Annotated in this window: 14 protein-coding genes; 1 reads left to right on the top strand and 13 read right to left on the bottom strand. The window is 57.1% G+C overall.

Annotation, left to right across the window (positions count from 1 at the left end; translation table 11 throughout):
• Positions 1 to 3: 3 nt before the first annotated feature.
• The 13 genes from ACR0B3_RS04990 to ACR0B3_RS04930 form a co-directional block, all read right to left on the bottom strand.
• Positions 4 to 768: a TIGR02186 family protein gene (locus tag ACR0B3_RS04990; protein ID WP_170685313.1), complete on the bottom strand. Its 765-nt coding sequence runs from the start codon at positions 766 to 768 to the stop codon at positions 4 to 6.
• A gap of 1 nt (position 769) precedes the next feature.
• Positions 770 to 1,690 (bottom strand): sulfite exporter TauE/SafE family protein, encoded by a 921-nt coding sequence (locus ACR0B3_RS04985; protein ID WP_170760357.1) that lies wholly within the window; start codon positions 1,688 to 1,690, stop codon positions 770 to 772.
• Positions 1,691 to 1,950: 260 nt separating this feature from the next.
• The gene (locus ACR0B3_RS04980) at positions 1,951 to 2,961 is read right to left on the bottom strand and encodes an ABC transporter permease (protein ID WP_170722086.1); all 1,011 of its coding nucleotides are present in this window, start codon (positions 2,959 to 2,961) and stop codon (positions 1,951 to 1,953) included.
• On the bottom strand, positions 2,961 to 4,055 hold the full coding sequence (locus ACR0B3_RS04975; RefSeq protein ID WP_170685316.1) for an ABC transporter permease: 1,095 nt from the start codon (positions 4,053 to 4,055) through the stop codon (positions 2,961 to 2,963). Before ACR0B3_RS04975 ends, ACR0B3_RS04980 begins: the two co-directional genes overlap by 1 nt.
• 3 nt (positions 4,056 to 4,058) lie before the next feature.
• Positions 4,059 to 5,588, bottom strand: coding sequence for an ABC transporter ATP-binding protein (locus ACR0B3_RS04970; protein ID WP_170722084.1), 1,530 nt, complete (start codon positions 5,586 to 5,588; stop codon positions 4,059 to 4,061).
• 81 nt (positions 5,589 to 5,669) lie between these two features.
• Positions 5,670 to 6,668, bottom strand: a complete 999-nt coding sequence (locus ACR0B3_RS04965; RefSeq protein WP_170722081.1) for a BMP family ABC transporter substrate-binding protein — start codon at positions 6,666 to 6,668, stop codon at positions 5,670 to 5,672.
• 147 nt (positions 6,669 to 6,815) lie between these two features.
• Positions 6,816 to 7,235: a GNAT family N-acetyltransferase gene (locus ACR0B3_RS04960; protein ID WP_480808112.1), complete on the bottom strand. Its 420-nt coding sequence runs from the start codon at positions 7,233 to 7,235 to the stop codon at positions 6,816 to 6,818.
• Complete coding sequence (tsaB, locus tag ACR0B3_RS04955; RefSeq protein WP_480808111.1) at positions 7,232 to 7,822, bottom strand: tRNA (adenosine(37)-N6)-threonylcarbamoyltransferase complex dimerization subunit type 1 TsaB; 591 nt, start codon at positions 7,820 to 7,822, stop codon at positions 7,232 to 7,234. Before tsaB ends, ACR0B3_RS04960 begins: the two co-directional genes overlap by 4 nt.
• Positions 7,812 to 8,375, bottom strand: a complete 564-nt coding sequence (locus ACR0B3_RS04950; RefSeq protein ID WP_480808110.1) for a NifU family protein — start codon at positions 8,373 to 8,375, stop codon at positions 7,812 to 7,814. The genes tsaB and ACR0B3_RS04950 overlap by 11 nt, the downstream gene beginning before the upstream one ends.
• A gap of 69 nt (positions 8,376 to 8,444) precedes the next feature.
• On the bottom strand, positions 8,445 to 9,038 hold the full coding sequence (locus tag ACR0B3_RS04945) for a DsbA family protein (protein WP_480808109.1): 594 nt from the start codon (positions 9,036 to 9,038) through the stop codon (positions 8,445 to 8,447).
• 9 nt (positions 9,039 to 9,047) lie between these two features.
• Positions 9,048 to 9,503, bottom strand: a complete 456-nt coding sequence (locus tag ACR0B3_RS04940) for a universal stress protein (RefSeq protein ID WP_170685323.1) — start codon at positions 9,501 to 9,503, stop codon at positions 9,048 to 9,050.
• A gap of 72 nt (positions 9,504 to 9,575) precedes the next feature.
• Positions 9,576 to 10,439 carry a branched-chain amino acid aminotransferase gene (locus tag ACR0B3_RS04935; RefSeq protein ID WP_480808108.1) on the bottom strand — a complete coding sequence of 288 codons (864 nt, stop codon included), beginning with the start codon at positions 10,437 to 10,439 and terminating at the stop codon, positions 9,576 to 9,578.
• A gap of 58 nt (positions 10,440 to 10,497) precedes the next feature.
• Entirely contained in the window at positions 10,498 to 10,959 is a 462-nt protein-coding gene (locus ACR0B3_RS04930) for an Lrp/AsnC family transcriptional regulator (protein ID WP_480808107.1), read from the bottom strand.
• A gap of 129 nt (positions 10,960 to 11,088) precedes the next feature.
• On the opposite strand from ACR0B3_RS04930, the gene ACR0B3_RS04925 reads away from it, so the two are divergent.
• Positions 11,089 to 12,138, top strand: coding sequence for a Glu/Leu/Phe/Val family dehydrogenase (locus ACR0B3_RS04925; protein WP_480808106.1), 1,050 nt, complete (start codon positions 11,089 to 11,091; stop codon positions 12,136 to 12,138).
• Positions 12,139 to 12,155 lie beyond the last annotated feature (17 nt).

The raw sequence follows: 12,155 nt of genomic DNA, 5'->3' as shown, positions 1-12,155 counted from the left end.
AGATCAGTTCTCCCGCAACATGCGGAACGCTGTTGATGCACCCCAACCAGCCGCAATCGCGATGGCCAGAGACATGAGGCCGTACCAGATCGGTTGCTCACGGGACATGTTGTAGAGGAACCTCTCAAGCCCAACTTTGCGCACATCGATGGTTGTTTCAAAGGTCGACACAACCTCACCACCCCGCGTCAGAAATATGCGGGCTGCATAATCCCCTTCGGTAAGGTCGGCAGGCATCTCGATTGACGTGCGAAACAGGGTCTGCTCGTCCACCGCAACCGTATTTTCTCGGATCGAATAAAGCCCGTCATCTTCACGAATGCGGATGACGGCTTCGGAAAAATCCTGAGCACCCTGAATGTTCATATCGGCGCCGACCGAACGGATGGCGCGTTCGATCGAGACTTTGTACCGCAGGTCTTCGGTATGGGTTAGAACATCCTCAAACGGGGCGCTGGTGGCGACGGCGTAAAAGCTTGGCGCCAGATCAACGACAAGGCTATCGGTGTTCACCCAGATGCCAAACCGCTTTTCCTTGCGCCGCACGGTGACAGGCTCTGACGGGCCAACAATGGATACGATGACCTCAAGCGGTGGCCCCGATGGCACAGGTGCTTCACGTTTTACGGCACCAAACACCAAGATTTCAGACCCGTCGAAATTAGCGGTGATAGAAACGCGATCCTGGCTGAGGCCGAGCACAACCTGTTCTTCGGCCGCATGCACAGGCAGGCAAATCAGGCACATAAGGGCGATCAGGCGCAACATCTCAGTGCCCTCCCGCAGCGCCGAGCGAGTACAGCTCAGAGGGTTGCAACAACAGATCAAGCGCAAGCTTGCCACAAACGGCAAGCACTAAGGCTGCCAGCAGGACGCGCAGTTGTTCAGCCGGCATCCGCGCACCTATAACTGTTCCGATCTGGGCACCTACAACACCGCCAACCAGCAACAGAACCGCCAGCACGACGTCCACGGTATAGTTGGTTGTTGCGTGCAGCATGGTGGTGAAGGCAGTCACAAAGATGATCTGAAACAGCGAGGTCCCAACAACCACTTTAGTTGGCATGCCCAGAAGGTAGATCATCGCAGGCACCATGATGAACCCGCCGCCGACACCCATGATTGCTGACAAGACGCCGACGAAGAGGCCGACAATGACCGGCGGGATAACCGAGATATATAGTCCGGAGGTCCGAAAGCGCATCTTGAACGGCATGGCGTGGACCCATCCACGCTGACGCCGTTTCGGAGCTTGTGCCCCGCCCTTGCGAGATTTGCGGAGCGCATTGAGGCTTTCGATAAACATCAGGCTGCCAATGACGCCCAGGAAGACGACGTAACACAGCGTGACCAATAGATCGACCTGCCCGAGACTTTTGAGATAGTTGAAAATGACGACACCCAATGCCGCCCCTACCAATCCTCCGATCAGCAGGACCGTCCCCATTTTCAGGTCCACCGTTCGACGCCTGAAATGCGCCAGCACCCCTGAAAATGATGAGGCGACGATCTGGTTTGCCTCGGTGGCAACCGCAACGGCGGGTGGAATGCCGATAAAGAACAGCAGCGGGGTCATCAGGAACCCGCCGCCCACACCGAACATCCCCGAAAGGATGCCCACCATTCCGCCCAAACCCAGCAACAGAAAGGCGTTTACAGAAACTTCGGCAATCGGGAGGTAAATCTGCATGGCTTCTTCTAGACAGGACAGGCCGTGCCACGTGACGTGACAAAGCCGTTAGTAACGTAACTCTCAATAGACGAAGCGCGCGCGCCAGGTGGGGCCATCCGTGTGTTTCCGTGGCTCAACCTGAAATTAGTCGAGAGCATGGCTGCGGAACTCGTGCGGGACACGTCCATACCCCCTTAGAGCGGTTGCGGCATACAAAATCAACTCTGTATGCCGCTTTGCAGCAAACAGGACTGAGGGGCAGTCCTAAACTGGCTCTATCAACGTTCTTTTACGTAGGGTTCACCGCCCGCGCGCGGTGGAATCGCTTTGCCGACGAAGCCCGCAAGAATCACCACGGTCAGGATATAAGGCAGCGCGTCCATGACCTGCACTGGGATCACGACCCCGCCCAGATCGATGTTCTGGAATCGCAAAGCGATAGCCTGCAGCAGCCCGAACAACAGACATGCCCACATCGCGTGCCAGGGTCGCCATTTTGCAAAGATCAGTGCGGCGAGCGCGATAAAGCCGCGCCCCGCTGTCATCTCTTTGACGAACCCGGCCTGCAGCGCTGTAGCCAGATAAGCGCCCGCAATTCCGCAGAGAACGCCGCAGATTGCAACAGCCGCATAGCGCAGACCCACAACTGAGACCCCTGCTGTATCGACCGCCGCCGGGTTCTCACCCACGGCGCGCAGGCGCAGACCAAAGCGTGTTCGGAACAGAATCCACCAGGTCAGAGGCACCATAAGGAATGCCACATAGACCAGAATGGAATGACCGGACAGAAGCTCGGAATAGGCCATATGCAGAGCATTTGTTTCAGACATAAGCTCGGAAACCGGGCGGCCTGTCAGTTCTGCGTCGGCTGGACCGATTGCGTAAGGGAACTCGGCGGATTCAAACCGTCCTTGTCCGAAAAGCGATGGGGTGCGGCCACCTTGTTGGAACCAGCTTTGGGCGATCAAAACGGTCAGGCCTGAGGCAAGGAAGTTGATGGCAACGCCCGAAATCAGTTGATTGCCCCGGAACGTGATTGATGCAAAGCCATGCAGTGCTGAAAGAACCAGAGACGCCGCGATCCCAGCGAACAACCCCAACCAGACAGAGCCAGTCACCGCAGCGACAGCTGCCGAGAAGAAGGCTGACATCAGCATCTTGCCTTCGAGACCGATATCAAAGATGCCTGCGCGCTCGGAATAGAGGCCCGCCAGACAGGCCAGCAGCAGCGGTGTGGCTAGCCGCACTGTGGAATCGAGGACCTGGATGAGCGTAACGAAGAACTCCATCACTTTGCCCCCTTCCGCAAGCTGAGAAAGATTTTTTCAAGCGGTATGCGCACCATGTTGTCCAGCGCACCGGTGAACAGGATGACGAGCGCCTGGATGACGACGATCAGCTCACGCGGGATCGATGTCCAAAGCGCCAATTCAGCGCCGCCCTGATACAGGAAGCCAAACAGAATCGCGGCCAGAAAAACGCCAAACGGATGTGATCGGCCCATCAGGGCCACGGCGATGCCGATGAACCCCGCGCCTTCGGTCGAATTCAGAACCAGCCGCTCGGCCTCGCCCATTACGTTGTTGATCGCCATCAGACCTGCGAGCGCGCCTGAGATAAGCATCGCGATGATCGTGATGCGCACGGGCGAGATACCCGCATAGACCGCACCGGTTTCCGAATGACCATACGCGCGGATTTCATATCCCAGCCGCGTGCGCCAGATCAGGGCCCAAACAACGATACAAGCGAGGATCGCGACGAAAAACGAAATGTTTGCAGGGGCCCCCCGAAAGACGATGTTCTCAGCACTCGAAAACATTGACTGGAAGGTCGGCAGGTGTACCGCCTCGGGGAACCGCGCGGTTGCCGGGTCTTGTGAACCTTGCGGCCGCATCACGTTGACCAGCATATAGTTCAGGAAGGCGGCCGCGATGAAATTGAACATGATCGTGGTGATCACGATATGGCTGCCCCGTTTGGCCTGTAGATAGGCCGGGATCGCTGCCCAGGCGGCACCAAACAGTGCCGCACCCAGTGCAGCAGCGACCAATGCGATGCTCCAGTGCGGCCAAGGAATATAAAGACAGACCATGGCAACGCCAAGCCCGCCCAGCATCGCTTGACCCTCACCCCCGATATTGAACAGACGTGCGTGGAAGGCGACGGCAACAGCAAGGCCTGTGAACATAAAGTTGGTCGCGTAGTAGAGCGTATAGCCCCAGCCATAAGTCGACCCGAGGGCGCCTGTGACCATAAGGTTGACCGCGGCGATCGGGTCTTCTCCGATCGCGAGGATGACGATTGCCGAGAGGATTGTGGCCAAGAGCAGGCTGATGATCGGGATCAGCACCACATCGGCCCATTTGGGCATTTTTTCCATGGTTCAGGCGGCCTCTCCTGCAACACCGGCCATTAGCAGGCCCAGTTCTTTTTCATCCGTGTCGGCGGGCAGGCGCTCGCCCATGATATGCCCATCAAACATCACCGCGATCCGGTCTGATAGCGAGAAGATCTCTTCCAGCTCAACTGACACCAGCAAGATCGCCTTACCCTGATCGCGCAGGGCGACAATCTGTTTGTGAATGAATTCGATCGCACCAATATCAACGCCACGCGTGGGCTGTCCGACCAACAACAGGTCGGGGTTGCGCTCAATCTCGCGTGCTACGACGATCTTTTGCTGGTTGCCGCCCGAAAAGCTTTTGGCGGTTAGCCAGCCATTGGGTGGGCGCACATCGAATTTCTCGATCTTGGCTTCGGTATCGGCACGCAGGGCAGCGTTATCCATGAAGATACCGCGCTTGTAGGCCGGGTCGCGATGGTAACCGAAGGCCACGTTTTCCCACGCGTGGAAATCCATGATCAGGCCTTCGCGCTGGCGGTCTTCGGGCACATGAGCGATGTGCTTTGCGCGCCGCGCCTGCCCGTCAGATCCGGCACCGCTGAGGGCCAAAGGTTCACCATTCAACTTGATCGATCCTTGACCAGAACGCATCCCGCCCAGAACTTCGAGCAATTCGGATTGCCCATTTCCGGCGACCCCGGCAATGCCAACGATCTCACCTGCGCGGACCGTCAGATTGATGCCTTTGACACGCTCAACCCCAGACGAGTCGGTGACGCTGAGGTTTTCGATTTCCAGAACCGGTTTGCCCGGTTTCGCCGGTACCTTGTCAACCTGCAGCAGGACCTTGCGGCCAACCATCAGCTCGGCCAGTTCCTGCGGGTTGGTGTCGGCGGTTTTTACGGTCGCCGTCATTTCACCACGCCGCATCACCGAGACGGTGTCGGTGTTTTCCATAATTTCGCGCAGCTTGTGCGTGATCACGATGATCGTTTTCCCTTCGGACCGGAGCCGGTCAAGGATGCGGAACAATTGATCCGCCTCGGCGGGCGTCAAAACCCCGGTGGGTTCGTCGAGGATCAGAATCTCGGCCTTGCGATACAGCGCTTTGAGGATTTCGACCCGCTGCTGCATACCCACGCCAATCTCGTCGATGCGCTTATCAGGGTCGACGAAAAGTTCGTATTCTTCCTCTAGGTCTTTCAGCTCTTTCCGGGCTTTCGCCAGCGACGGGGCCAACAGCCCACCGTCTTCGGCTCCAAGAACGATGTTTTCCAGAACGGTGAAATTCTCGACCAGTTTGAAATGCTGAAACACCATTCCGATGCCCGAGGCGATCGCCGCCTGGCTGTCAGGGATGTCGGTTTTGGTGCCGTTGATCCAGATTTCGCCTTTGTCGGCTTTGTAAAATCCGTAGAGGATGCTCATCAGCGTGGATTTGCCCGCTCCGTTTTCACCGATGATCCCGTGGATCGTTCCGGGGGCGACGCTGATGGAAATATCTTTATTGGCCTGAACCGGCCCAAAGGCTTTGGAAATCCCTTTGAGCTCAATGGCGGGGACGGTCATATCTTGTCCTTGGGTTGCCGAAAGGGCCGCATGCGGCAGAGTGGTGCAGGGCGGAGGCCATGGCCCCCGCCCCCAGTTACATCAGAACTGCAGTGCAGGGCAGCTGTCGTTCTCGTAGTAGCTAACGACGCTTACGTTGCCATCGATGATGTCGCGACGGGCACTTTCAATGGCCGAGTTCATTTCTTCGCTCACCAGTTCCGCGTTGTTTTCATCCATCGCAACGCCAACGCCATCTTGTGCAAGACCCATGGTGTAGACACCGGTCTGGACGTCTTCGCCAGCCTTCATGGCGTCATATACAGCAACGTCCACACGCTTGAGCATCGAGGTCAGGACTTTGCCCGGGTGCAGGTGGTTCTGGTTGCTGTCGACACCGATTGACAGGATGCCTTCGTCGGCGGCGGTTTGCAGAACGCCAACACCGGTACCGCCCGCAGCGGCGTAAATCACGTCAGCACCCTGGCTGATCTGTGCTTTGGTCAGTTCCGAACCTTTCACCGGGTCATTCCATGCTGCAGGGGTGGTACCTGTCATATTGGCAACAACGTTGATGTCCGGGTTCACGGACTTCGCGCCTTGTGCATAACCACAACCAAAGTGACGGATCAGAGGGATATCCATGCCACCGATAAAGCCCACCGTGCCGGATTGGGACGCCATCGCCGCCATCATGCCGACCAAGTATGATCCTTCATGTTCGGCAAATCCGATCTGGCGAATGTTCGGGGCTTCCAGCCAGGTCACGTCGACCGCAACGAATTTGGTATCCGGATAGTCACTTGCGACCGCCGCCAATGGATCGGCCATGGCGAAGCCCATTGTGATAATTGGGTTTGCGCCCGCTTCGGCAAAGCGGCGAAGCGCCTGTTCGCGCTGGGCTTCCGACTGAAGCTCGATCTCGCGATAGGTTTTACCGGTCTGTTCCGCCCAACGCTGAGCGCCATTATGCGCGGCTTCGTTGAACGATTTGTCGAATTTGCCACCCAGATCAAAGATAAGGGCCGGTTCCGCCATTGCAGCGCCTGCGGTTAGTGCAACCGCCGCGGCTGCGCCCATCAAGGATTTCATAAAGGTCATTTGTTACTCCCGTTGGCTATTATCGGTCCGGGGCTCAATCCCCTGGTACCCACTCAGAGCGAGCATACCTGTTGTGATGGCGGGAATTAAGGCTGTTTGCAACAGCTTCGGTCAACTGATTTTTGACCATATGGTCTAAAAAAGTGATTATTTGCCGTTTAGAAGGCATTCCATGACAATCGCATCGACGTTTTGGCCGGTTTTGCGTTGATAATACGCACTGCGCCTACCGCATGGCGTGTATCCACAGGATTGGTACAGGGCGATAGCCGGTTGGTTGTCTTCGGCGACCTCCAGAAAGGCGCGGGTTGCGCCAAGAAACCGTGCTTTGGCGTGCCACTCTGACATGATGGTCCGAGCCAGCCCTTGTCTTTGATGGTCAGGGTGAGTCGCGATTGTCAAAAGCTCAGCCTCATCGGCGATGACTTGGATCAGAGCAAAAGATCTTGCATCTCCAATGATATAGGTAAAGCGATTGGCCAACAATTCGGCGAATTCATCAGCGGCCCATGGCCGAGACTGGCTGAACGCGGCTGCGTGGATATCCGCCATTTCCTGCGGTGTCATTCGTCCAACAGCACCGGTGGGATATCGCTGGAGGGCGCGGCATCGGCGGGACGAACATAGAAAGGGGCTGGTGGGGCTTGCACATCAGTCCAACGGGCCGCAGCAATCAGCGCGATCGCGTTTGCCTGCTGTTCCGGGCTGCTACAGAAATACAGGGGGCCCATTTCTTCTGCCAACTGACGTGAGGTCAATCGAGCCGCTTCACCCGCGGGCTGCACATAAACCTGATCACGCGGGGCAGGAATCGCTGGCAGATGACCAGCGGGCGCCAATTCTGCCAGAGCGTCAAAGCCGGACACACCGACGGCGGGAACACCCAGCCCAAGCGCCAAACCGCGCGCTGCGGATACCGAAATACGAATGCCGGTGAAGTTGCCGGGGCCTATTCCAACGCCAATCGCGTCAAGCGACTTCCACGTGCAGCTGTTCCGGGTCAACAGCTCTTCGAGCAATGGCATCAACCGTTCGGCCTGCCCTCGGGTCATCGCTTCAGCATGAGTCGCGATAGTTTGGCCGTCTTGCAACAAAGCGGCCGCGCAATGCGCGGCCGATGTGTCAAATGCAAGGATTGTCGGGTCAGACCGCAACAGGGCGAACCTCGGTCACTTCGGGAATGTAGTGACGCAGCAGATTCTCGATCCCCATTTTCAGCGTCAGGGTCGAGGAGGGGCAGCCAGCGCAAGCGCCCTGCATGTGCAGGTAGACTACGCCCCGATCAAAGCCGTGGAACGTAATGTCGCCGCCGTCTTGCGCCACAGCGGGACGCACCCGGCTGTCCAGCAGATCTTTGATCTGGTTGACGACCTCGGCATCTTCACCCGTATGTTCAGCGTGGCCCGAGGCCGTTTCTGCATCCGCGCCCATGACCGGTTGGCCAGACTGGTAATGTTCCATCACAGCGCCAAGGATGGCGGGCTTGATGTGATCCCATTGCACGTCCTCGGATTTGGTAACAGTGACGAAATCATTGCCGAAAAACACGCCTGTCACGCCGTTCACGCCGAATATACGCTGCGCCAGCGGCGATTTTTCGGCGGCTTCGGCGCTTGGAAAATCTGCGGTGCCCGCTTCCAGAACCGTCTGGCCGGGCAGGAACTTTAATGTTGCCGGGTTAGGTGTGGATTCGGTTTGAATGAACATGTCGCAGCTCCGTCTAAGGTGCCTCTGATATGCGCGCCCGGGCTGGGGAAGTCAAGATTTGGAACCGTTCTAAATTGCGTACGCATGAGAAATTGCGTCATCCAGGCGGTCGTCGCCCCAAAACAACTCATCCCCGGTGATAAAACTTGGCGCGCCGAATATGTGCAGGGCCTTGGCCTGATCGACCTGATCAAACAGGACCGTTTTGATCTGCGGATCACCCATCCGTTCCAAAGTTTCAGGTGAAACATCCGCTGCAATAAGGCAATCGGCTAAAACCGAAGGGTCCGAGATGTTCTGCCCAGCCCCAAACTGTGCTGAGTAGACCGCCCTTGTAAAAGCGGCTCTCTGATGCCCTTGCTCAACCGCCAACGCCAGACGCGCTGCTTTCAGACTATTCTGCGGAAACGGGTCTGGTTGTTTAAGGGGCAGATTGCGGGCTGTACAGAGTCGCTTCATATCGCGCCACATGTACCGCCCTTTTGCGGGATAGAGATTGAATGGCGAGGTGTTCCAGCCCTGTTCCGCAAAGATCGGTCCAAGAAGAAAGGGTTGCCATTCCACGAAAACCCCTTTTGCGGACGCCGCCTGTTTGATCCGCATCGCGCTGAGGTAAGAATAGGTTGATGCGAAATCGAACCAGAACTGCAGCTTGGCAGACATGGGCTGGCCTCAGGTAATGGCTTCCAGCTTTTCCTTGCTCAGGTCGCCGGGAACAATTGTGATCGGAATGGGAAGGCTGCCAGAGTTCCGGGTCAACTGCGTGACCAGCGGTCCGGGGCCTTTCTTGTCGGTCCCAGCACCCAGCACTAGCACCCCTATTTCGGTGTCGGATTGGACATGTTCGATGATCTGGGGGACCGGATCGCCTTCGCGGATGGCCAATTCGGGTTCGACCCCTTGCTTGTCGCGCATCCACTTTGCGAAAACTTCAAAATGCGCGTGAATGCGTTCGCGCGCTTCTTCGCGCATCACTTCAGCTACGCCGATCCAATGGTTGAATTCGTCTGGTGGAATAACCGAAAGAACCGTAACTCCGCCGCCGGTATGGGCCGCGCGCATGGCAGCAAAGCGCATGGCGTTCAGGCACTCGCGGCTGTCATCCAGAACGACTAGGAACTTGCGCATATTTGTCCTCGTTTGTTTTCAGGATCATGCCTGACAGCAGGCACTGAGGCAACCGAAACAGGCAGGATCGGGTCAACGATTGTCCGCCGCCCAATCCCAGTACATTTCGCGTGCGCGGCGGGCAATTGGGCCGACCTGATACTGCGTATCATCCAACGCGGTGACCGGGGTTATCTTACTCATGTTGCCGCTCATGAAGACTTCGTCGGCCTGGTGAAAATCATCAAAGCTAAGGACTGTTTCGTGCACGGTCACGCCATCATCGCGCAGGTTTTTGATGTGGCGCGCGCGGGTGATCCCGGCCAGGAAGGTTCCGTTTGGAATCGGGGTGAAAACCTCACCATCACGGACCATGAAAATATTCGCGGTCGCAGTTTCCGCCACGTGCCCCATCGCATCAGCAACCAGCGCATTTGAAAACCCCTTGTTGCGCGCCTCACGCAGCATCCTTGCGTTGTTGGGGTAGAGGCATCCGGCCTTGGCGTTAACGACAGCCGACTCAAGCACAGGACGACGAAAGCGGGTGGTCGTCAGCGTCGCCGAGGCGGTCTCGGGCGCCATTGGAATTTCTTCGAGGCAGATGGCAAATCCGGTGCTGTCTTCCTGTGGCACAATCGCGGTCTGATCTCCATCGATTCCCCAATACATCGGTCGGATATAAACTGCGGTGTCCGACGCATAGCTTTGAAGTCCTTCATGCACCAGTTCGACCATTTGTTCGGTACTCACCATAGGCGTCAGCATCAACGCCTCGGCCGAGCGATTGACCCGCGCGCAATGAGCATCCAAATCCGGGGTGAGCCCGTTGAAGAACCGGGCACCGTCAAACACGGATGAGCCCAGCCATGCGCCATGGTCAGCTGCGCGCATGATCGGGGCGTCCCCGTCATGCCATTGCCCATCGAAATAGGTGCGGATGTTTTTGCCGACTGCCATTGCGCCCTCCCTCAAGCTTCGGGAAACCTAGGTTGGGGTTGGCGTAAGGTCCAGCAGATTATCCACGTGGCATGGGCAACGCCTCACGCTTGACCATGGTGCGCAAGGCAAAGTTCGATCGCAGATTTCGGATCCCTTGGATTTTCATCAGACGGTTCTCCAAAAACGCATCAAACGCGTTGAGGTCTTTGGCCACAACACGCAGCAGGATATCCCGCGATCCGGTCATAAGGTAACACTCCATCACCTCGTCACAGCGGCGAATGGCCTTTTCGAAAGAATCAATGGCATTCCGATCCTGCTTCTCCAATTCGACAGATACAAAGATCGTAACGCCGAACCCAAGCCGCTCGGGATCAATCCGGGCAGTATAACCCGTTATTATTCCGTCTCGCTGCAACCGATCCAGACGGCGCGCGCAGGGTGTGGAAGACAACCCAACATGATCAGCCAGATCGATCACGGTCATGCGGCCGTCGTTTTGAAGGGCGCGAATTATCTTGGAATCGATGTCGTCCATGGTGGAAAGCGCTATCAGAGCTAGTCTGAGTGTAGAATATCACTAAAATACCGCCAAAGATAGCGACATTTAGGTGAAAATCGCTCGCTAATAGGTGGCAAACTCCACGGGATAGCCCGGAGGAGAAGAATGGACATCACCGTCATAGACGCGCCAGAGCACGAGCGCGTGGTTGAATTCAAAGACAGCACACTTGGTCTTTTGGGCTATATCGCTATTCACTCGACCCAACGCGGTCCTGCGGCTGGTGGTGTGCGGATGCGCCCCTATGGGCATGCGGCTGAGGCGTTGCACGATGCCCTGCGATTGGCGAGAGGCATGACTTTCAAAAACGCTGCGGCTGACCTTCCACTTGGGGGCGGCAAAGCCGTCATTATTGGTGACCCGCAGGTCGATAAATCGCCCGAGCTTTTGCGGGCTTTTGGACAAGTGATCGAAAGCCTGAGCGGCCAGTATTGGACCGCAGAGGACATGGGCATGACACCGGCTGACATGGCGCATATCGGGTCGGGGACCACATATGTGGCCGGTTTGGCAGAAGGCGCGTTTGCCAGCGGGGATCCATCACCGATCACTGCGCGTGGGATCTTCAATGCCATCCGCGTTACGGCGCAGCATCGGTTTGGGCAATCCAGTCTTGGTTGCCTGACCGTATCCGTTCAGGGCCTTGGTCACGTGGGTGAGCATCTTTGCCAATTGTTGCACGATGAAGGCGCACAGCTGATCGTGACAGATATCGATGCCCGGCAGTCGGCGCGCGTGGCCGAACGGTATGCAGCAAAGGCGGTTGCACCAGATGCGATCTACGGCGTCGAAGCAGATATTTTCGCCCCCTGCGCGATCGGAGGTATCCTGAACGAAACGAGCATTCCACTCTTACAGGTTGGTGCAGTGGCAGGGGGCGCGAATAACCAATTGGCCAGCGACGCGGATGCGCAATTGCTTCACCAGCGCGGCATTCTGTATGCGCCTGATTTCGTCGCCAATGGTGGAGGCATCGTGAATGTGGCGACAGAAATCTTGCGTATCGCCGAGAGCGAGGCCTGGGTTGCCGATCGATTGCAGGCGCTTGAACAGACGATGGATCGAATTCTGACCAGAGCCAGTATCGAAGGGGTCAGCCCACATGAGGTTGCCGAATCTATCGTGCATGAGATGCTGCGCCCGCAGGCCGCCTGAGAGACGACAAACCGAAA

The organism is Ruegeria sp. CE9 (genome assembly GCF_056537425.1).
This window is presented reverse-complemented; position numbering and strand designations above follow the sequence as displayed.